Genomic DNA, 20,439 nt, shown 5'->3' on the forward strand with positions numbered 1-20,439 from the left:
CTTCGCCTGGTTCGGCCGGCCCACCCGGGGCCCTACCCCGGGCGGACCGGCCAGCGACACCGTCCGCTCCCGGCTCCAATCGAACTGCCCTCGCCTCAGCCCCTCAGCTCCGGGTGCAGCGCCCGGACGAGCTCCTCGAGCGCCTGCCCCGCACGCGGGCCGAATCCGAGCAAGTACTGATCATCGAAATCCACCACCCGCCGCTGCTGCCCCGCAGGCGTCTGCCCGACCCCCGGAATTTTCAACAGCCCATCCACGCCGCCAACCGATTGCAGACCAGCCGTCAACACCAGAATCACGTCCGGCGCAGCCGCCACGAGCGCCTCCGGCGTCAAAGGCTTGCTCCCAACGATTCCGGCCTCCGCCCCCGCATCGATCCCGCCCGCCGCCGTGATCAGCGCATCGCCACCCGAACCCTTCCCCGCAATCACCTGCGTCGTCGAACCGCGAAGGTAAAGAAACACCACTCGCGGCTTCGTCGTCGCCTTCGCGGCCAGCGCCCGCGCCTCGTCGATCTCCTGCTGCGTTCGCTCAGCCAGCAGCTTGCCACGATTCGGCACACCGAGCGCCGCCGCCACGTTCTCGATCTTCCTCCCCACATCGTCCAGCGAGCTCACCGCCTCGAAGAGCACCACCGGCACGCCCGCACCCTTGATCTGCTCGATCACCGCCGGCGGCCCCGCCACCTCGCTGCCGATGATCACCGTCGGCTGCAGACTCAAAATCCCCTCCGCGTTCAGCGACCGCTGGTAGCCGATCTTCGGCTTCGCCTGCGCCTCCGGCGGATACGTCGCCGACGTATCGACCCCGACCACGTTCTCGCCCAGCCCCAGCGCGTACACCACCTCCGTCAGGTCCCCGTTCAGCACCACGATGCGGCTCACATCGCTCACGGTAACCTCCTGGCCATCCTTATCCCTCACCTTCGCCGGCAGAACCGGCTTCGCCTCGGCCTGGAGCGCTGGCGTCGCGGTCGGCGACGGGCTCGCGACCGCCGTCGCGGTCGTCGCCGGCATCGGTTGCGCGCCGTCATCGTCATCGTCGCCGCCACAGCCCACCGTCCCCGCCGCGAACCCGGCCGCCAAGAGGAGCGCCAGCGCCCCCGCAAATTTCCATCGAAACATGAATCACCTCCTCATCCCAGAAGCGGGACGAGCCCAAGATCTATCATTAGTCTTGCCTAATGGCAAGAGATCGGACTAACTTGTAACGCACGCCCGTTGCTCCTATCGTTGTCAGCACCGGCGCGCGAATCCACCGCCCTGGAGGGCCCCATGTTCATCGCCATGAATCGATTCACCATCAACGCAGGCCAAGAAGCCGCCTTCGAAGCCGCCTGGCGCACCCGCGAGTCCTACCTCGAAGACGTTCCCGGCTTCGTCCGCTTCGCCCTCCTCAAGGGCGACGAACCCGGCGAATACATCTCCCATTCCACGTGGGAGTCACGCGCCGCCTTCGAAGCCTGGACCCGCTCCGAAGCGTTCCGACGGGCCCACGGCCAGGCGCCCCTCACCGGTGTCCTCGCCGCCCCGCCCCGTCTCTCCGTCTACGAAGCCGTCATTACCCAGGAAGCCCCGGCTCCCGCCTGAGCTAGGTAACACCCCGTCACCCCGGCGGCCCGTCCCAAAGGCTCGGTTGGGCGGGCCGTTCCCGCGGCGGTTCCAGCCCGAGGTGGCGGTACGCAGCCTCCGTAGCCACCCGGCCACGCGGCGTCCGATTCAAAAACCCGCACTTCAGGAGGAACGGCTCGTACACGTCCATGATCGTGTCCGCCTCCTCCGAAATCGCCGCCGCGATCGTCTCCAGCCCCACCGGCCCGCCGCCGAACTTCTCACAGATCGCCCGCAACACGGCGCGGTCCGCGTCGTCCAGCCCCAACTCGTCCACATCGAGCATCGCCAGCGCCTCCCGCACCGAAGCCAACGTCACCACCCCGCCGTTCCGCACCGCCGCATAATCCCGCACCCGACGGAGTAGCCGGTTCGCGATGCGCGGCGTCCCTCGCGAGCGCCGCGCAATCTCCATCGCCGCCTCGCCCGGAACCTCCACCCCCAGAATCGCCGCCGACCGCCGCACGATCACCGCCAGCGTCTCCGGCTCGTAAAAATCCAGCCGGTACACCGAGCCGAAGCGATCGCGCAGCGGAGCGCTCACCATCGCATACCGCGTCGTCGCGCCGATCAGCGTGAACTTCGGCATCGCCAGCCGCACCGAACGCGCCCCCGCTCCCTTCCCGATCACCAGGTCTAGCGCAAAATCCTCCATCGCCGGGTAGAGAATCTCCTCCACCGCGCTCGAAAGCCGGTGGATCTCGTCGATGAAAAGAATGTCGTGCTCCCTCAGATTCGTGAGCACCGCCGCCAGGTCGCCCGGCCGTTCGAATGCCGGCCCGCTCGTCGTCCGGATGGAAACCCCCATCTCGTGGGCGATGATGTTCGCGAGCGTCGTCTTGCCCAGCCCAGGCGGCCCGTACAGCAGCACGTGGTCGAGCGCATCGCCCCGCTGCTTCGCCGCCTCGATCGCAATCGCCAGATTCCGCTTCGTCCGCTCCTGCCCAGGGAACTCGTCCAGCCGACGCGGCCGAAGCGAACGCTCCACCTCGGCCTCGTCTGCCTGCGCCTGTGGCGCCACTAGCCGTTCCTCGGTCACCCGCGCAGTATAGCGCACAGATGTTCTAGCGCGCCGGGCCTTCCAACACCCGCCGCACCAGCTCCTGCAGCGCCCCGAGCTCGTACGGCTTCTGCACGAACCCGGCCAAGCCCCCGCCAACCTGTTCCGCCGCATCCTGCTCCGCGTAGCCGCTCATCAGCACGACTTTCGCCCCCGGATCGAGCTTGCGGATCGCACGAAAAGCCGCCTCCCCGTTCATCCGCGGCATCGTCATGTCTAGCAGCACCAATCGCACCCGTTCCCGCGCCTCCGCGAACCGTTGTACCGCCTCCTCCCCGTCGGCAGCCTCCAACACCTCGAACCCCATCGCCCGGAGCGCCCGCGCCGTTACCGCACGCACACTCGGCTCGTCGTCCGCAACGATCACCGCCCCGCTGCCCCACCATTCGCTCGCCCCACCCCCCTTCTCCGTCTCGAGGCGGGATTCTCCCGCCACCGGGAGCATCACCCGGAAGCGCGTTCCGCGTCCGACTTCGCTCTCCACCACGATCCCCCCTCCGTGGCCCCGCACGATGCCGAGCACCGCGGCCAGCCCGAGCCCCCTCCCCGTGAACTTCGTCGTAAAAAAGGGGTCGAAGATTCGCGCCAGCGTCGCCTCGTCCATCCCCGCCCCGGTATCCGCCACCTCCAATACCACGTAGCGCTCGGCCAGCTCCTCCGGCCTCATCACTGCCCGTTCGAACAGCCTCGTTCCGCCCACCGCCGTCGACGTCCGGATGCGAACCGTCCCCTCCTTCGACCCGATCGCATCCGACGCATTGATGACCAGGTTCATGAGCACCTGCCGTAGCTGCGTCGCATCTCCCACCACCGACGGCGCCTCCGGGTCGAGGTCGAGCACCAGGTGCACCCCCGCCCCGACCGACGTCCGCAGCAAATGCGTCATCTCCTCGACCAGACTATTCATGCTCAGCGGCTGCACGACGAACTTCCCCCTACCCGAGTACGTCAGAATCTGCCGCGCGAGGTCGGCCGCCCGGCGGCCCGCAAGCTCGATATCCTCCACGATCGGCCGGACCGGCGATTCGAGCGGAAGCTCGGCCAACGCCAGCCCCGCGTTCCCGAGGATCCCCACCAACAAATTGTTGAAATCATGGGCAATGCCGCCCGCCAACACCGCGAGCGACTCCGCCTTCTGCGCTTGCAGCAGCCGTTCCTCCGTCCGCTTCCGTTCCGTCACCTCCCGCACGCTCAAGGCAATGCCTCGAACTGTCCCGTCGTCCAACACCACCCGCCCGAACGATAGCTCCAGCCACCGCTCCGCACCCTCACGGTCCACCACCTGTCGCTCGAAATTCGATGTCTCCCCGGCGAGCGTATTCGCGGTCACCTCGGCGAACGCCTCGTGCAGCTCCTCCGGTAACACCGCCCGCCACGACATCCCCGGCGCGAGCCGGCGCCCAAAAAGATCCTCCACCAGCACCACCACCGCCGGGTTCGCCGCAAGAACCACCCCGTCCGCCCCCAACAGCGCCACCCCCTCGTGAATCGCCGCCAGCGTCGCCGAGAGGTCCGCCGCCGTCTCCGCGATGCGGCGTTCCATCTCCCGCTCCCGCGTCACATCGTGAGAAACGCACCCCACGCCGACCACCTTCCCCTCCCCATCGCGCAGCGGGAAATACGCCGAATCCACCACCAGCCGACGTCCGTCGCGCGTCAGCCGCGCCATCTCCCCGCGGTACGTCTCCCCCGCCAGTAGGCGTCCGAAGAGCCGGGTGGCCGCTTCCACATCCTCCGGCGGCAGGATGATGCTGAACGGCTGGCCGGTAGCCTCCGCCGCGCTCCAGCCGTACAGTTCCTCGGCCGCCCGGTTCCACCCGGCCACCCTCCCGTCCCGATCGATCGCCACGACCGCCTCCGTCGAGCTCTCCACCACCGCAGCCAGCCTCCGCGCCTCCGCCAGCGCACGCTCCCGCTCCTGTTCCAGCCGCTTCCGCTCCGTCACGTCTCTTCCCGTGTAGACCACCCCAGCCACCTCGCCCTCCCGCGACAGCACCGGCCGAATCCGGACCTCGAACCAGTGGCGCTCCCCGGGCGACTGCGACTCCACCTCGAACGCAACCCGCTGGCCCGCGAGCGCCTCCTGTACCCGCTCCAAAAGGAACGGCGCACTCTCCCGCGACACCGTCTCCACGAACGCCATCCCCGGCTTCGGCTCCACACCCCTCCGCGCTCGCGTACCCTCCGCGAACACCGAGTTGAAGGCGACCAGCCGACACGCTCGGTCCAGCAGAACGATTCCCTCGTCCGAGTTCTCGATGATGGTCGAAAGCTTCGCGTACTCCTCCGCGAGCGTCTCCCGTGCGCGCCGCAGCTCGCGCCGGCTGCGGGCCTCCTCCGTCACATCCCGGGCTGCTACCACGATCCCCGTCACCCTCCCCTGTCCATCCCGAACCGGGTTCAGCTGGATATTGAAGTACCGCTTCGACCCGTCCGGCTCCCCCACCGCCAGCTCCCCCGCGACCGTCTCCCCCGCCAGTGCCCGCGCCATAGTATCCTCCAGCAGCGCGCGCCCCGCGGGGTCGGCAAAGTCCGTCATCCGAGAGCCCGGCGCCGGCCGCTGTCCGAACCGTCGCTCCGCAAACTCCGCCGCCGCAGCGTTGCAGGTCAAAAGGTAGCCGTCGCGGTCCAGCAACCACAGGTGGTCCTGGGTGCTCTCGAAGATGCTCCGCAGCGTCGCCTCCCGCGCCCGCACCGCCCGCTCCGCCTCGACACGGTCCGTCACGTCCCGCCCCACCAGTGCCACCCCATCCACCTCCCTTCCCCCGCTCCGGACCGGCCGGAAGGACATTTCGTACCACATCCGCCCGCCATCGAGCCGCTGCAACCGCCCGGCCAGAACGGCCTCATCACCCCCAAGCGCCGCCGCGAATCCCGCCTCCCAGGCATCCTTGTCGCCCGGGGCCACCCAGCCCCGAATGTCGTCGCCCGGCCCGGGCCGCTTCCCGAACACCTGCTCCCCGAGCTCGGCCGCGAACTGGTTCAGCCAGCGGATGCGACCGTCCCGCCCCACGATGACCAGCGATTCCCCCGCGCTCTCGAACACCGCCCGGAGCAAACGCTCGCGCTCCTCGAGCGCCTCTCGCACCGCTCGCTCATCGCTGATGTCTCGAAGAAACGAAGCCGCTCCCAGTCGCCGGCCCTCGCGGTCGTACACTGGGAAGGTTGTCGCCCGCACTGGGAAAACGCGGCCCGTGCGATCCTTCCGTATCACCTCGGCCGTCACCCGTCGGTCGCCCGTCACCTCCCCGAGTCGCCCCCAGTACGCATCGAGCCATTCCGCCGGAACCGTCGCCTCCCCGAACGTCCCAATCATCTCCTCCGCCGAATAGCCGAACATCCGCTCTGCCGCTGCATTCCAGCTCGTGATCCGCCCTTCATTGTCCCGACCGATCACCGCGTCCTCCGCCCAGCCAACGATGGCGGCCAACCAGCTCAACTCCCGCTGCGCCTCCACCAGCGCCGTCACGTCTCTCGCCACCGCCGCCGCACCTACCACCCGACCCGTCGCATCGCGCAGCGGGAAGGCCGAAAGGCTCAACCAGCCGACCATACCCGGCGGCCCGTCCCTCCGCACCACCAGCCCACTCACACCCTCCCCGGCCAGCACCCGCTCCACGAACCGTCGCCGTTCGCTCCGCTCGTCCTCGGGCGCCAGCTCCCACGCGTACAGGCCGAGTACCTCCTCCCTCTTCCGCCCGTAAATCCGCTCCGCCGCCGCGTTCCATTCCGTGATGCGCCCCTCCACGTCGTAGATCGTCACCGCATCCTCGCTCGAGGCCACCACAGCCGCGAGCCGCTCCAGGCGTTCCTGCCGCTCCCGCTCCACCGTCAGGTCGAACACCACCCCCACACCCCCGACAGCCCGCCCCTGCTCGTCGCGCAATGGCGCAGCGCTCAGTAGCCCCGGAAACGTCGTCCCATCCGCCCGTCGGAACCTCCCCTCGAGGCTGACCGTCTCGCCCGCCAGCACCCGTTCGAGAATCGTCCTCCCGCTCATCGGCCCTTCCTCCGGCAAAATCCACGACACCGATTGCCCCGCGACCTCATCGGCGCTCGCCCCGAAGAGCGCCTCCGCCGCACGGTTCCAGGTCAAATTCCGCCCCTCGGCGTCCAGAGCGCCCGCCGCCACCCCGAGCTGAGCGAAGAGCTCCGCCTCCCGCCGCAGCTGCTCCACCAGCCGTAGCCGCGGTCGCAGATCCCGCGCCACCCCTTGTACCGCCCACGGTCGACCGTCCCGCAGCACCAGCCGACTGCTGATTTCGACGGGCACTTCTTCTCCGTTCGCCGTCGTCAATCGAGCCTCGAAGATCGATTCTTCAGCCCGTCCCTCTGCCTTCGCCTGGAGCTCCATCGCAGCCCGCTCCAGGTCCCTCGGCTCCCGCAGGAGTTCCGAATAATGCATCCCCACCAGCCGAGCCCGCGGGTAGCCCGTCAGCCGCTCCGCCGCCGCGTTGGCCCACATCACCCGCCCGTCGAAACCGACCCGATACATCGCATCGTTGACGTGATCGACCAGCGCATCGGCACGCTCACCCTCCCACCCCTGCGCTTCCATCATCGCGAGCAGCAAGAGCAGCGCGTCCACATCTCCCGCCGGGTACACCATGTCGGCTCCGCCGCGCAGGGCCGCACCAGCCCCAGCCGCCCCATCCGCAAGGCCAGCCACCAACCGGATTTCCTGGCCACGCTCGAGCCCCTCGGCCCGAGTCGCCACCTCCGCGCCCGCAACCCCATCGATGACCGCCACCTCTGCCGCCGGATCGCTCGCCCCGAGCACCTCGTGACCAGCCGCCGCCAGCACCGACGCCACGCGCGCCCGGGTCATCTCATCGGCGGCAATCAGCGCGATACGCACCCTGGCTCCCCTCTCACCGCCCCGAATCCTACCCGAGGGGCCGCCGGCCGAACCTAGGGGAACATCCTGAATTTGCGCCGCCACCCCTCCTGCCGCCCCGTCCCGCCAGGGTGGAACCAGTACCGCTCCACTGCCACGCGCCGTTGACCCCGCAACCGCTTCGCGATCGCCTCCGAGCTCCGGTTCACCAACAGCCGCTCGAACCGGTGCCGCGTCTCGATCTCCGGAAGCATCACCACCAACCGGTAAGGCGGCTCCCGAAGCCGGTCCTCCACATAGCGAAGGAACGGATCCGCCACGTTCCGATACGGCGAATCGATCACCACCAGCGGAATATGCGGAAACTGTTTCGCCCACTGCTCGTCCAAGTCATCCGGCTGGTCCGGGTCCACCACCACGTGCACCCCCTCCACCGACCTCGAACGCTCGCACGCCGCCCCCAGCGCCATCACCAGCGCGAGATTCACCTCCTGCACCGGCACCAGCACCGTCTCCGGCCCCGCTCCCCTCGGCGCCATATCGAACACCGCCTCCGCCGGCACATGCAAAAGCCGCCGCAACCTCGCATAGTAGCGACCCACCAACCACAGCCCCAGCGCCCCCGCAGGCACAGCCACCACCACCATCCACCCCCCCTCGTGGAACTTGGTCACCACCACGATGCCCGTGACCACCGCCGTCACCACCGCCCCGAACCCATTCACCACCATCGAAGCCCGCCAACCTCGCTCCCGCAGCCGGTACCAGTGCACCACCATCCCCGCCTGCGAAAGCGTGAACGAGAGGAATACCCCGAAGGCATACAGCGGGATCAGCCGCGTCGTCTTCGCCCCGAACAGCACCAACAGGACGATCGACATCGTCGCGAGCGCCAGAATCCCATAGCTGAATACCAGCCGGTTGCCACGCTGCCGGAACACCCGCGGCAGATACGAGTCCCGCGCCAATATCGCCGCCAACCGCGGATAATCCGCGAACGACGTGTTCGCAGCCAGGAACAAGATCCCAGCCGTGAACCCTTGGAGCGCGTAGAACATCGCACCCCGACCGAACACCCGCTCGCCGAGCTGCGCCAGCACCGTCGCATGATCGCCCTCCAAGTACACCACCCCGAAATGCCGCGCCAGCAGCGTCGTCCCCAGCAACAGCGACCCAAGGATGATCGCCATCGTCACCATCGTCTGAATCGCATTCCGCCACTCCGGCGGCCGAAACGCCTGCACCCCATTCGACACCGCTTCCACGCCCGTCAGCGCCGAGCAACCCGCCGCGAACGCCCTCAGCACAAGAAACAGCGAGAGCGCCTCCGTCTGCTCCGGCAACGGTCGGTCCGGCACACCCGCTGCGAACAGGTTCGGCGAGTCGCTCAGCAGGACTTTCCCGATGCCCACCACGATCGTCGTTCCCAGCACCACGATGAACCCGTACGTCGGGATAGCGAACACCGTGCCCGACTCCCGAACCCCGCGGAGGTTCATCGTTGCAATGAGTGCCACCATCGCCGCTGCCAACAACACGGACGTCCCCTGCATGGCGGGGAAAGCCGCCACGATCGCCTCCACCGATGCCGCCACCGACACCGAGACCGTCAGCGTGTAGTCGATCAGGAGCGCCGCCGCGGCGACCAACCCCGCCCCCCGTCCAAGGTTCTCCAGCGCCACCGTATACGCCCCGCCACCATGCGGATACGCCCGGATCGTCTGGCTGTACGACACCACCACCACCGCCAGAAGGCCCACGATGGCGAGCACGATCGGCAGGCTGTAGGTCAGCGCCCCCGCCCCCGCCAACACCAGAATCAGCAACACCTCCTGCGGCCCGTACGCCGTCGACGAGATCGCGTCCGACGAAAACACAGCCAGCGCGACCTTCTTGCTCAGCCGCTCGTGGGCCAACCGCGCGTTCGCCATCGAGCGGCCAATTACCAGGTCCTTCAGATCGAGCGCGAAGCCCCCCAGTCCCCGCCGCCGCTCCGCGTAGGGTGTAGCCTCGTAACGCCCCGCCGACGTCTCCACGATGCCCGCGCGGGGCAGCTCGACCCGGTAGCGCGAGACACGCCCCCCCGGCCCATACATCGGCGTGAGTTCCGGCCCCGAAGGCGCACCCACAGCCCCTCCACCCTAGCACCGCCCCGCCAGCAAAAAAGAGCGCCTCCATGTCACCAGTTCGCCCGAAGGTCTGCCACCTTCCCACCCGTTCGGCCGTCACCCCGGTCCCCCCGGCTGGCATACTCGCCCCATGACCATACTTTGCGTCCCATCGCCCTCCGACGTTGCCACCCTCCTCGCCGCCACCGCCCCGCTCGCCGGCGCCCTTCGCCTGCCGCTCGCAGCCACCCTCCTCTTCGATGCAGCCGCACAATCCGACCCCGAACGCCCGGCCGACGTCGAATCCGCCAGGCGGGCCGCCACCGAGGCCCTCGCTGCGACCCTCCCGCCAGGCGTCCAGTCCGCCGGCCTCGCACTCCGCCTCAACGGCGAACCACCATGGGCGCCGCCCGTTCGCCTCGCCATCGCCACCGGTGCGCGCCTGCTCGCCATCGATGCCCGCGAAGGGCCCGGCCTCACCGCCCTCGGCCAAATCGTCCGCACAGCACCCGTCCCCGTCCTCGCCGCAGGGCCGCGCCTGCGCCAACCCGCACCAAGCTCGCCCCGCGTCATCGCCCTTACCGATGGCAGCCCCGACGCCGCCACCATCGGCCCCGCGCTCGCAGGACTCCTCGCGGGAACCGACGTGCCCGTCCAGCTCCTCGCCATCGAAATCCCCGTCCTCGGAGAACACCCCGCCCAACGCGACCTCGAGCTCGCCACCGGTCTCGAAACCCTCGCAGCCGCCATGCCCCAAGTGACCATCGTCCACCGCAGCATCGAACCGGCGCGCGCCTTCGAGGCCGTCGCCGCAGCCGTCCTCCGCGTCGCCCAAGAGACCGGCGCCACCCACATCGCCCTCGCCACCCACGGCCGCGGGCGGGCACTACGCTTCCTGCTCGGCTCCGTCGCCGAGTCACTGCTCCGCGCCAGCCCCGTGCCCCTCATCCTCGCCCGGTCGTCGCCCTGAGCGCCCCATGGCGAGCCTGCCGCCCCACCCACCAGCCCTCACCCTCCCCCCGGAGAACGTCGCCGCACACCTCGGCACCGGCCCACTCGGCCTTACCTCCGACGAAGCCGCGCGGCGCCTCCGCGTCCACGGCCCCAACGCGCTCGACCCCGCCCCGCCCCCTCCCTGGTACGCCACCCTTTACCATCGCCTCCCCCGGCGCCCCCAGTAGCCGCCCGCATCCACAATCGCCCCGTCCGCTACCATGCCCACGCACCACCCACCACATCCCCGGAGACCACCGCGTGAAATTCGCCGTCTGGCCCAGCATGAACGACCCCTGGCACGAAACCCTCGCCATCGCCCGGCACGCCGAAGCCACCGGCTGGGACGGCATCTACTACGCCGACCACTTCATGCCGAACTCCGCCGATGTCTCCGGGCCCGTCGGAGAGTGCTGGACCACCCTCGCCGCCCTCGCCGCCGCCGTCCCCCGCGTCCGCATCGGCCCGCTCGTCAGCGGCAACACCTACCGCCACCCCGCCGTCCTCGCCAAAATGGCCGCCACCGTCGACATCGTCAGCGGCGGCCGCCTCGTCCTCGGACTCGGTGCCGGCTGGCAAGAAAACGAACACCGCGCCTACGGCATCGAATTCTCCACCCTCCGCGGCCGCCTCGACCGCCTCGAAGAAGCCTGCCACATCATCACCAGCCTCTTCGCCAACCGCCGAACCACCTTCGCCGGCCGCTACTACCAGCTCACCGATGCCCCCCTCGAACCGAAGCCCATCCAAACGCCCGTGCCCCTCCTCATCGGCGGCGGCGGCGAACAGCGAACGCTCCGCATCGCCGCCCGCTTCGCCACCGAATGGAACACCTGGGGCACCCCCCAGGTCCTCGCCCACAAAGGCCGCATCCTCGAACACCACTGCGAAACCATCGGACGCGACCCCCGCACCATCCGCCGCTCCGCCCAAGCCCTCCTCGTCATGTCCGAGGACCCCGCCCTCGTCGAACGCGTCCGCGCCACCGGGCGCCCCGTCATGGGCGGGTCCGCCGCCCAACTCCGCGCCATCGTCGAGCAATACGCCGAAGCCGGCGTCAACGAACTCATCGTCCCCGGATTCAACCTCGGCCGCACCCTCGACGAAAAACTCGCCACCCTCGATCGCTTCAACGAAGACGTCATCACCAAGGTCAGCAGGGAGTAACCACCATGGCCACCCTCTTCGCCCGCCCCCGCCGGCTGCTCCGCAGCCTCGTCCGGATCGCCACCGTCACCCTCGTCCTCGTCGCCCTCTACCTCGCCCTCGATGCCCTCCTCCTCCCCGAACAACCTCCCCGGCGCACCGCCGCCTGACAGCCACCTCAGCCCGCGTTACCCCCTTCACGCTGCTCACGCAGGAACCGCTCGATATCCAGAACCAAGTCCTCCCCCCGTGGCAGCTGCGGCTGCTCCTGTCCCCCCTCCTCGTACGCAGCCTCCAGCCGACGCACATACTCCTGCGCCTCCGGATTCGCCTGCAGCGCCCCCTCCACCTCGGCCACGAAACGAAGCGCCGCCGCATCCAGCTCCCGGAGGTCGAACTCCACCTCCAGCAGCTCCGACACCCGCCGCAACAGCGCCGCTGTCGCCCCAGGGTTCTGACTCGAAGTCAAATAATGCGGCACATTCGCCCAGAGCGTCGCACCCGGAATACCCCGCTCCCGCAACAACGTGTGCAACACCCCCACGATGCCCGTCGGCCCCTCGTACCGCGACGGTTGCAGGCCCAGCCGCTCCGCCACCGCCGCGTCCAGCGCACTCCCCGTCACCCGCACCGGCCGCGTATGCGGCACATCCGCCAAGAGCGCCCCCAGCGAAACCACCAACTCCACACCCAGCCGCTCCGCCAACTCCGCCACCTCCCCCGCGAACGTCCGCCAGCGCAAATTCGGCTCCGTCCCCAGCAACACCGCCACATCGTGCGGCCCCGTCGGATTCCGCGCGAAGAACACATCGTTCTGCGGCCAGCTGATCTCCCGCTCCCCCCGAACCGTCAGCCGAACCAACGGCCGCACCTCCCGAAAATCGAAAAACAGCTCCGGATCGAACCCCCCGAAACGCCGCGCCCCGAATCGCTGCACCACGAACCGAGCAGCGCCCGTCGCCGCCCCGGCCGCATCGTTCCAGCCCGCGAACGCACAAATCAACACCGGCGACCGCAGCTCCGGAAACGACTCCAGCCGCAAATACTCCATGCCCAAAGCATACACCCCAACCCCGCCCGGTCGGCGGGCGGGCCTGCTAACATCCGAACAAATGGTCGACTCCGCCACCATCCTCCACATCGACCTCGACGCCTTCTTCGTCGCCATGGAGCTCCTCCGACGCCCCGAGCTCCGCGGCCTCCCCGTCGTCGTCGGCTACCTCGGCCCGCGGGGCGTCGTCGCCACCGCAAGCTACGAAGCCCGGCGCTACGGCATCCACTCCGCCATGCCCACCCTCCGCGCCCGTCGCCTCTGCCCCACAGCCATCTTCCTCCCGCCCGACTTCACCTACTACGCCCCCGCCTCCCGCCGCTTCCACGCCATCCTCCGAGAATTCACCCCAGCAGTCGAAACCGTCAGCATCGACGAAGCCTACCTCGATGTCGCCGGCTGCGAGCCCCTCTTCGGTCCGCCCGCCGCCATCGCCGCCACCATCCGCAGCCGCATCCGGGACCAGATCGGTATCACCGCATCCGTCGGCATCGCCACCAACCGCCTCGTCGCCAAAGTCGCCAGCGACGCAGCCAAGCCCGATGGCCTCCTCCACATCCCGCCCGGCCAAGAGGCAGCCTTCCTCGCCCCTCGCCCCCTCCGCGACCTACCCGGCGTCGGCCGCCGCACCGCCGAAATCCTCCACGGACTCGGCATCGCCACCATCGGCGAGCTCGCCGCCCTCCCGGCCACCATCCTCGAAGCCAAGCTCGGACGCCACGGACGCGAACTCCAGCAGCGCGCCCGAGGCATCGCACCCGGCGGCGTCATCGCCCACCCCCCAGGCCGCCGCTCCATCTCCCGCGAACACACCTACCAACGCGACGAACCCTCCCGCGAACGCCTCCTCGCCACCCTCCACCGTCAGGCCGAGCACATCGCAGAAGACCTCGCCCGCCAAGAGCGATCCGCTCGCACCGTCATCCTCAAACTGCGCTTCCCGCCCTTCGAAACCCTCACCCGCTCCATCACGCCCGGCCGTCAGCTCATCCTTCCCCAAGACCTCTACACCGCCGCCGTCACCCTCTTCGAAGCCGCCTGGAACGAACACGGTCGCCAACCCGTCCGGCTCATCGGCCTCGGCGTCACCGGCCTCACCGAACGCGCCCGTCAGCTCGCCCTCGGCGAAACCGTCGCCCCGGCCGCACTCCAGCAAACCATCATCGCCCTTCGCCAACGATTCGGCGAACACACCATCCGCCGCGCCGCCGAGCTCCCACCACCCCCTCCCCAGCAGCCATGACCCCCGAGCCTCCCCACCACATCCCCGTATTGACAGCCCCCGCAATCGGAGAAAGAATTGGCACACTTTGGACGGATTTGACCAATCTCCCCCTCCCTTCGACCTCCCCGACCAACGCTGGCTCACCCTCGGGGCAGCCAGCAAACTCCTCGGCGTCAGCGAATCCACCATCCGCCGCTGGGCCGACGCCGGCGAAATCCGCTCCTACCGCACCAGCGGCGGCCACCGCCGCATCCTCGCCGAAGACCTCAAACACATCGTCGCCGCCATCGCACCCCAACAAGCAGCCCGCAACGCCGAGCGCATCAGCGACCTCGCGACCGCACGCGTCCGCCGCCGCCTCCACCCTCGCGGCCGCGCCGCCCACACCGCCCCCGCCCTCGACCAGCTCAGCCCCGACGCCATCGAACGCCTCCGCCTCCTCGGCCGACAAGTCGTCGACCTCTTCTCCCGCATCATCGCCGGCGAAGCCCGTCGCGAACGCGCCATCGAAGACGCCCGCTCCATCGGCCGCGAATACGGCCGGACCCTCGTCACCGAACACATCAGCCTCACCACCGCCGTCGCAACCTTCAACGCCCTCCGCCGCTCCCTCGAAGAGACCGCCGCCCAAATCGCCACCGAAGCAGGCCTCTCCGCCGAAGAAGCCGTCGACGCCATCGAAAACGTCCTCTCCCTCGCCGACGTCATCCTCGAAGGCATGGCCACCGTCTACGAATCCCACCACAAATAACGCCCCCTCCCTCACGCCCCCTCCCGGAGCTTCCCCTACCTCCCCTCCCAAGCCGCATCGTTCAGCGCCATCAGCCCGCCCGAAACCATCGAATGGCCACCCAAGATCACCGGGACAGGCGCCTCCAACGCCGCCTTCGTCAGCCGCCGCAGAACCGGCTCACCCACCCGCTCCCACGCCCCCAGATCGCTCTCGAACCGATCCTCCCGCGTCGGCTCTAGGCCCAAGTGCGCCTCGATCACCCGCGTATCCAGCACCACCGCATCGCCAAGCTCCCCCAACCGCTGGAAAAACCGCTCAGCGCCCACCTCCTCCAGCAAAAACCCCAACAAACTCCGCGGCCGGTGGCCCGCCGGCGCCGTCGCCAGCCCCCGCTCCTCACTGAACATCCGCACCCGACAGGCCGTCTCGCGCTCCAGATACTGCCACGCCTGGCTCCCCACCCGCCCCGCCACCACCAGCTCCGCCGAGCGATCGCACAAAAGCGGCAGCAACGCCCGCAGCCGAACCGTCAGCGCCGACACCTCCTCCGCTACCAGCGCCAACGCAGGGTCGATGCCCCGCACCAGCCCCAGCACCGCCAAATCCGTCGGCGTATCCAGATCGAACTGCGTCGCCGTCGTCCGCGGCAAAATCACCGGCGCCAGGCCCGCCTCGTCCCGCAACAACCGCGGCAACAAATTGTCCCGCGGCACCCGCGAAAGCCGACCGAATGCCGACCCCGGTGTCCAGCCCGTCAAATCCGCCGAGAAAAAATTGTTCGTCACGAATCGTGCATCGCGCGCCTGCAGCTGCTCCACCACCAACGCGAACTCATCCGCCCCCAGCAACGGCACCGACCCCGAACCCATCACCGCCGGCCGCTCCAGCCCGTACCGCTCGATCAACCGCCCCAAACGCTCCTGGTACACGAACCGTCCCCCCGGCGGGTCCACATCGACCAGCACCCCAGCCGGGCACCCATCGAACGCCCCCGGGTCGTCCGTCACCACGATCACCGCCTCGAAACCCGCATCCAGCGCCGCCCGCGCCGACGCCCGCGCCGCCGCCACACGCGCCCGCGCCATCAGCCGCTCCGCCTGCCCCTCGCCCGTCCCCCCATGAAAAATCACCAAAACCGGCTGCTCATAGCCCATAGCCCAAAGCGTAGGGCGCGCAACCCCTTCCCGCGAATCGCCCCACCCCCGCCCCACCCCGACAAGAGTTGTCGCGTCGAGACAGTAAGCATAAGCACCACAAAAAACGTGAACGTCCCGTCAAGACTCCGCACACCTGACCATAATCGCTGGAAGCGATATCCTCACCTCTCTACCCTGCCCACGGGATCGTCCCGGGCGGGTACCACACCCCGCCGGGGCCCGCCGGGCCATCCCGCACACCCAGAGGTCACCATGAAAGTCGTCTTTTTCGAAGACGTCGAAGGCACCGCCCAAGTCGGCGAAATCAAAGAAGTCAAAAACGGCTACGCCCGCAACTACCTCCTCCCCCGCGGCCTCGCCGGCCCCACCACCCGCGAAAACCTCCAGCGCGCCAACGCCCTCGCCCAACGCGAAGCCCGGCGCCAAGAAAAACTCGACGCCGAAGCCCGCCTCCTCGCCGCAAAACTCGAAAACCTCACCGTCAGCATCCAAGCCCGCATCGGCGAAACCGGCCGCCTCTTCGGCTCCGTCACCAACCGCGACATCGCCGCCGCCATCCAAACCGCAACCGGCGTCGAGCTCGAACACCAGCAAGTCCTCCTCCCCGAGCCCATCCGCGAACTCGGCCAGCGCACCGTCGACATCCGCTTCACCCGCAACGTCAGCGCCACCGTCACCGTCGACGTCGTCCCCGACGCAGCCTCCAAACCAATCGCCGACCGGCTCCAGGCCGCCCGCACACCCCAAACCCCCGCCCCAGCGGCCCCAGAGGCCCAGCCCCCCGCCACCCAGGCCGAATAACCCGCCAGAAAGGAGGGCCGTAGGGACAGCACGCGCACCCCGCCGCAGCCACCCAGCGCATCCCCGTCCCTCCTCAACCCATGACCCTCGCCCCCCTCGAGCGCCTACCCCCGCACGACATCGAGGCCGAGGAGGCCGTCATCGCCTCCCTCATGGTCGACCCCGATGCCATGCTCGCCGTCGTCAACATCCTCGAGCCCAGCGACTTCTTCCGCGAAGCCAACGGCTGGATCTACGACGCCTGCCTCGCCCTCTGGAACCGCGACGAAGTCATCAACCAAATCACCGTCGCCCACGAACTCGCCACCCGCGACCAGCTCCAAGCCGTCGGCGGCCAAACCTACCTCGCCGAAATCATCCGTCGCCTCCCAACCTCCATCGGCGTCGAATTCTACGCCCGCATCGTCAAACGCGACGCCACCTACCGCGCCCTCATCCAGGCCGCCGCCGCCATCATGCAGATGGCCTACGAAGCCCCCGCCGAGATCGACAACGTCTTCTCCCGGGCCGAATCCCTCATCCACCGCATCCGCAGCGGCGAATCCTTCCGCGACTTCCTCCACATCCGCCAGGTCCTCGATGCCTACCTCGAACAGGACCCGGCCGAAGTCGAACGCTTAAAGCTCACCGCCATCCGCACCGGCTTCACCGACCTCGATACCCTCCTCGCCGGCTTCAAACGCTCCGACCTCGTCGTCATCGGCGCACGCCCCAGCGTCGGCAAATCCGCCTTCGCCCTCGCCATCGCCCGCAACGCCGCCATCCACCAACACGCCAACGTCGCCGTCTTCTCCCTCGAAATGTCCGCCGAACAGCTCGCCGTTCGCCTCCTCAGCGCCGAAGCCAGCGTCGAAGCCAACCGCCTCCGCCTCGGCCAAAACACCGAATTCGAAGAACGCAAAGTCATCGACGCTGCCGCCCGCCTCTCCGAAGCCAACATCTGGTTCGACGACTCCCCCTTCCTCACCGTCGCCGAACTCCGCGCACGCGCCCGCCGCCTCGCCGGACAAGCCGGCGGCCTCGACCTCATCGTCATCGACTACCTCCAGCTCATGCACGGAGACAACCCCAGAAACCGCGAAAACCGCGTCCAAGAAATCAGCTACATCTCCCGCACCCTCAAAAGCCTCGCCCGCGAACTCGACGTCCCCATCGTCGCCCTCGCCCAACTCTCCCGCGCCATCGAAGCACGCCACCCCCGCATCCCCATGCTCTCCGACCTCCGCGATTCCGGCTCCATCGAACAAGACGCCGACATCGTCATCTTCCTCAGCCGCGAAGAGCTCTACATCACCCTCGAGCAGTGGATGCAGCAGCACCCCGACCTCCCCGAATCCGCCTACCCCAAAGGCGTCGCCCAAGTCATCGTCGCCAAAAACCGCCACGGGCCAATCGGCACCGTCGAACTCCGCTTCCGCGAACGCTTCGCCCGCTTCGAAGACTGGGCCCTCCGGACAGACGACCATGCCAGCTGACCAGCCCGGCACCTTCCCTGGCTTCCCCGGCATCGGCAAAGCGACCGCCATCCCCAACCTCTTCTACACCGCCATCCTGCCCCGCCTCCAGCACCCCGGCGACCTCCTCACCTTCCTCTGGGTCGCTCGCCTCGCCCAGGAGCACCCCGCCCAACCAGGTTGCGTCACCGCCGACCAAATCTGGGAACACGAAGCCGCCCGCATCAGCTTCCAAACCCTCGCCGCCGGCCGCCCCTCCCTCGACGCCGGCCTCCAACACTGCCTCCAGCTCGGCGCCCTCATCGCCGTCCACGCCCACACCCCAACCACCAGCGAAACCCTCTACTTCCTCAACACCCCCGCCTCCCGCCGCACCATCGCCCGCGCCCGCGCCGGCCAGCTCCAACTCCGCCCAGGCGCATCCATCGCCCCCCTCCACGCCACCCCAACACGCCCCGGAATCTTCCAACTCTACGAAGAACACATCGGCACCATCACCCCCCTCATCGCCGAAAAACTCATTGAGGCCGAGGCAACCTATCCCCCAGACTGGATCCACGACGCCTTCCGCGAAGCCGCCGAACGAAACGTCCGCAACTGGCGCTACATCCAGCGCATGCTCGAAAACTGGGCACTGGAGGGTCGCCCCCATGAAACACCTCAACGAGATCCTCTCGAAGACACCAAACGCCGCTACCTCGGCGGAAAGCTCGGCCACATCCCCCGCCACCGCTGACGACCCCACCCAACCCGACACCTGCCCCATCTGCCGCGGCGCCGGATTCGTTCGACGCCCCTACCCCATCGACCACCCCCGCTTCGGACGCGCCGAACCCTGCGAATGCATCCTCCGCGAACGCGAAGACCAACGCCGCCAACGGCTCACCCGCCTCAGCAACATCGGCGCCCTCTCCCGCTTCACCTTCGAAACCCTCCAGCCCCGCGGGCGCTCCGGCAACGATGCCACCTTCCAAGCCGCCATCCAAATCGCCCAGGAATACGCCCAAGACCCACACGGTTGGCTCGTCATCACCGGCCCCTCCGGCACCGGCAAAACCCACCTCGCCGCCGCCATCGCCAACCGCCGCATCGAACTCGGCCACCCCATCCTCTTCATGGTCGTCGCCGACCTCCTCGATCACCTCCGCGCCGGCTACGACACCGACGACCAAGAACTCGCCTTCGACCGCGTCTTCGAACACATCCGCAACGCCCCCCTCCTCGTCCTCGACGACCTCGATGGCGCATCCGGAACAGCCTGGGCCCGCGAAAAACTCCTCCAAGTCATCAACCACCGCTTCAACCTCGCACTCCCCACCATCGTCACCGCCACCGCCCCCCCCACCACCCTCGACCCCCGCCTCGGCACACGCCTCCTCGACCCCACCCTCGCCCGCGTCCTCACCCTCGGACCCAGCGAACACAGCCAATACACCGAAGTCGGCGGAATGTCCCGCCAACGTCTCGCCGCCTTCCAATTCCGCACCTTCGAGACCCGCATCCCCGGCCTCCACCCAGAAGAACAAGCATCCCTCGAAGCCGCCCTCCAAGCAGCCCGCAGCTTCGCCGAAGCCCCCCAGGGCTGGCTCGTCCTCCAAGGCCCCAACGGCTGCGGCAAAACCCACCTCGCCAGCGCCATCGCCAACCGCGCCCTCCAAGACGGCCACTCCGTCTTCTTCGCCGTCGTCCCCGACCTCCTCGACCACCTCCGCGCCTCCTTCGCCCCTGGCCGCGAAACCCCCTACGACGAACTCTTCGAACGCGTCCGCAACGCCGACCTCCTCGTCCTCGACGACTTCGGCGCCCAGGCCACCACCCCCTGGGCACAAGAAAAACTCTACCAAGTCGTCAACTACCGCCACGTCGCCGGCCTCCCCACCGTCGTCACCACCGACCGGTCCCTCGACGAACTCCAAGAAGTCAACCCACGCATCGTCGCCCGCATCGCCGACCCACGCGCCGGCGCCATCATCGTCATCCTCGCCCCCCACTACCACCTCGGCCGCAGCATCCCCCCACCCAGCCCCCGCGGCCCCCGCCGCGCCCGTTGACCCCTCCCTCCCCTACCATACCCCCATGACCTGGTCGCGCGCCCTCCTCATCCTCCTCACCGGCCTCCTCATCCTCGCCGCCGGAGCCACCACCTTCATCATCCGCGAAGGCGAACGCATCACCATCACCACCCCGCCCAACAGCACCCACTCCCTCCCCGCCGACAACTCACCCGAGCCTCCCCCTACCCCCCACACCTGAAGCAGCCAACC

18 protein-coding genes are annotated in these 20,439 nt (G+C 68.7%); 12 read left to right on the forward strand and 6 right to left on the reverse strand.

Annotation, left to right across the window (positions count from 1 at the left end; all coding sequences use genetic code 11):
* Positions 1-95 precede the first annotated feature (95 nt).
* Positions 96-1,124: a hemin ABC transporter substrate-binding protein gene (locus tag VAE53_RS10610; protein WP_322819351.1), complete on the reverse strand. Its 1,029-nt coding sequence runs from the start codon at positions 1,122-1,124 to the stop codon at positions 96-98.
* A 150-nt stretch (positions 1,125-1,274) separates the two neighbouring features.
* On the opposite strand from VAE53_RS10610, the gene VAE53_RS10615 reads away from it, so the two are divergent.
* Positions 1,275-1,589, forward strand: a complete 315-nt coding sequence (locus tag VAE53_RS10615) for an antibiotic biosynthesis monooxygenase (protein WP_322819352.1) — start codon at positions 1,275-1,277, stop codon at positions 1,587-1,589.
* 16 nt (positions 1,590-1,605) lie between these two features.
* Here VAE53_RS10615 and ruvB read toward each other — a convergent pair whose 3' ends face one another.
* The 3 genes from ruvB to VAE53_RS10630 are packed head-to-tail and all read right to left on the reverse strand — an operon-like array spanning position 1,606 to position 9,636.
* Positions 1,606-2,649, reverse strand: a complete 1,044-nt coding sequence (gene ruvB / locus VAE53_RS10620; RefSeq protein ID WP_322819353.1) for a Holliday junction branch migration DNA helicase RuvB — start codon at positions 2,647-2,649, stop codon at positions 1,606-1,608.
* 25 nt (positions 2,650-2,674) lie between these two features.
* Positions 2,675-7,528, reverse strand: a complete 4,854-nt coding sequence (locus tag VAE53_RS10625) for a PAS domain S-box protein (RefSeq protein ID WP_322819354.1) — start codon at positions 7,526-7,528, stop codon at positions 2,675-2,677.
* Between the two features lie 53 nt (positions 7,529-7,581).
* Positions 7,582-9,636, reverse strand: coding sequence for an APC family permease (locus VAE53_RS10630; RefSeq protein WP_322819355.1), 2,055 nt, complete (start codon positions 9,634-9,636; stop codon positions 7,582-7,584).
* Between the two features lie 130 nt (positions 9,637-9,766).
* Here VAE53_RS10630 and VAE53_RS10635 point away from each other — a divergent pair, with 130 nt between their 5' ends.
* The 4 genes from VAE53_RS10635 to VAE53_RS10650 all read left to right on the forward strand — a co-directional run bounded on the left by VAE53_RS10635 (position 9,767) and on the right by VAE53_RS10650 (position 11,924).
* The gene (locus VAE53_RS10635) at positions 9,767-10,585 is read left to right on the forward strand and encodes a universal stress protein (protein WP_322819356.1); all 819 of its coding nucleotides are present in this window, start codon (positions 9,767-9,769) and stop codon (positions 10,583-10,585) included.
* A gap of 7 nt (positions 10,586-10,592) precedes the next feature.
* The gene (locus VAE53_RS10640; protein WP_322819357.1) at positions 10,593-10,796 is read left to right on the forward strand and encodes a cation-transporting P-type ATPase; all 204 of its coding nucleotides are present in this window, start codon (positions 10,593-10,595) and stop codon (positions 10,794-10,796) included.
* Between the two features lie 73 nt (positions 10,797-10,869).
* A complete protein-coding gene (locus VAE53_RS10645) occupies positions 10,870-11,775 on the forward strand; it encodes a TIGR03560 family F420-dependent LLM class oxidoreductase (RefSeq protein ID WP_322819358.1) in 906 nt (301 codons plus the stop codon).
* A 5-nt stretch (positions 11,776-11,780) separates the two neighbouring features.
* Complete coding sequence (locus tag VAE53_RS10650) at positions 11,781-11,924, forward strand: hypothetical protein (RefSeq protein WP_322819359.1); 144 nt, start codon at positions 11,781-11,783, stop codon at positions 11,922-11,924.
* Between the two features lie 8 nt (positions 11,925-11,932).
* Here VAE53_RS10650 and VAE53_RS10655 read toward each other — a convergent pair whose 3' ends face one another.
* Entirely contained in the window at positions 11,933-12,805 is an 873-nt protein-coding gene (locus VAE53_RS10655) for a PAC2 family protein (protein WP_322819360.1), read from the reverse strand.
* Positions 12,806-12,866: 61 nt separating this feature from the next.
* Here VAE53_RS10655 and dinB point away from each other — a divergent pair, with 61 nt between their 5' ends.
* Both dinB and VAE53_RS10665 read left to right on the forward strand, forming a co-directional pair.
* Positions 12,867-14,048: a DNA polymerase IV gene (gene dinB / locus VAE53_RS10660; RefSeq protein ID WP_322819361.1), complete on the forward strand. Its 1,182-nt coding sequence runs from the start codon at positions 12,867-12,869 to the stop codon at positions 14,046-14,048.
* Positions 14,049-14,115: 67 nt separating this feature from the next.
* Positions 14,116-14,781 (forward strand): helix-turn-helix domain-containing protein, encoded by a 666-nt coding sequence (locus VAE53_RS10665; protein WP_322819362.1) that lies wholly within the window; start codon positions 14,116-14,118, stop codon positions 14,779-14,781.
* Between the two features lie 35 nt (positions 14,782-14,816).
* On the opposite strand, the gene VAE53_RS10670 is transcribed toward VAE53_RS10665, so the two are convergent.
* The gene (locus VAE53_RS10670; protein ID WP_322819363.1) at positions 14,817-15,917 is read right to left on the reverse strand and encodes a hypothetical protein; all 1,101 of its coding nucleotides are present in this window, start codon (positions 15,915-15,917) and stop codon (positions 14,817-14,819) included.
* Positions 15,918-16,172: 255 nt separating this feature from the next.
* Here VAE53_RS10670 and rplI point away from each other — a divergent pair, with 255 nt between their 5' ends.
* From rplI to VAE53_RS10695, 5 genes are all read left to right on the forward strand, one after another.
* Positions 16,173-16,721, forward strand: a complete 549-nt coding sequence (rplI, locus tag VAE53_RS10675; RefSeq protein ID WP_322819364.1) for a 50S ribosomal protein L9 — start codon at positions 16,173-16,175, stop codon at positions 16,719-16,721.
* Between the two features lie 80 nt (positions 16,722-16,801).
* Positions 16,802-18,196, forward strand: a complete 1,395-nt coding sequence (gene dnaB, locus VAE53_RS10680) for a replicative DNA helicase (RefSeq protein WP_322819365.1) — start codon at positions 16,802-16,804, stop codon at positions 18,194-18,196.
* Positions 18,186-18,911, forward strand: coding sequence for a DnaD domain protein (locus VAE53_RS10685; protein ID WP_322819366.1), 726 nt, complete (start codon positions 18,186-18,188; stop codon positions 18,909-18,911). Before dnaB ends, VAE53_RS10685 begins: the two co-directional genes overlap by 11 nt.
* On the forward strand, positions 18,826-20,226 hold the full coding sequence (locus tag VAE53_RS10690; RefSeq protein WP_322819367.1) for an ATP-binding protein: 1,401 nt from the start codon (positions 18,826-18,828) through the stop codon (positions 20,224-20,226). The genes VAE53_RS10685 and VAE53_RS10690 overlap by 86 nt, the downstream gene beginning before the upstream one ends.
* A 25-nt stretch (positions 20,227-20,251) precedes the next feature.
* Positions 20,252-20,428: a hypothetical protein gene (locus tag VAE53_RS10695; RefSeq protein WP_322819368.1), complete on the forward strand. Its 177-nt coding sequence runs from the start codon at positions 20,252-20,254 to the stop codon at positions 20,426-20,428.
* The last annotated feature ends 11 nt before the right edge of the window (positions 20,429-20,439 follow it).

Source organism: Tepidiforma sp. (assembly GCF_034432735.1).
In the GTDB taxonomy this organism is placed as follows: domain Bacteria; phylum Chloroflexota; class Dehalococcoidia; order Tepidiformales; family Tepidiformaceae; genus Tepidiforma.